Below are 560 nucleotides of genomic sequence, written 5' to 3'. Positions count from 1 at the left end.
CTGCTCCGATAGTCGAGTACCCGCAGAACGATTAACCGGCCTTTACTCCGGTGAATTATTTGTTCACCGCAATGTTGCAAACCAAGTCATTCACACAGACCTCAATTGCCTTTCCGTTGTTCAATACGCCGTTGATGTACTCAAGGTGAAGCACATTATTGTGTGTGGTCACTACGGTTGCGGCGGTGTTAACGCGGCGATAGATAACCCTCAACTCGGGCTTATCAATAACTGGCTACTGCACATCAGAGATCTTTACTTCAAGCATCGTTCTTACTTAGATCAAATGCCTGTTGAAGATCGTGCCGATAAGCTTGGTGAAATTAACGTTGCAGAACAAGTTTATAACCTAGGCAATTCAACCATCATGCAAAACGCATGGGAGCGCGGGCAAGATGTCGAAATTCATGGTGTCGTATACGGAATAGAAGATGGTCGCCTTGAATATGTAGGTATTCGCTCGAATTCTAAAGAGACCGTGGAAGCAGCGTACCAGAAAGCACTGTCGACGAGTTTAAACCCGGACAATAAGCGTCTGAGTCGCCAAGCAAAAAAAACAG

Annotated in this window: 1 protein-coding gene; it reads left to right on the top strand. The window is 45.7% G+C overall.

The genetic code is table 11. From position 1 onward, the window contains the following. On the top strand, positions 1-560 hold a 560-nt coding region (gene can / locus R7Q46_RS29270; protein ID WP_318078594.1), incomplete at both ends, for a carbonate dehydratase.

It is taken from the genome of Vibrio sp. 811 (assembly GCF_033339195.1).
The sequence above is the reverse complement of the archived record's forward strand: the minus strand, read 5'-3'. Positions and strand labels throughout refer to the sequence as shown.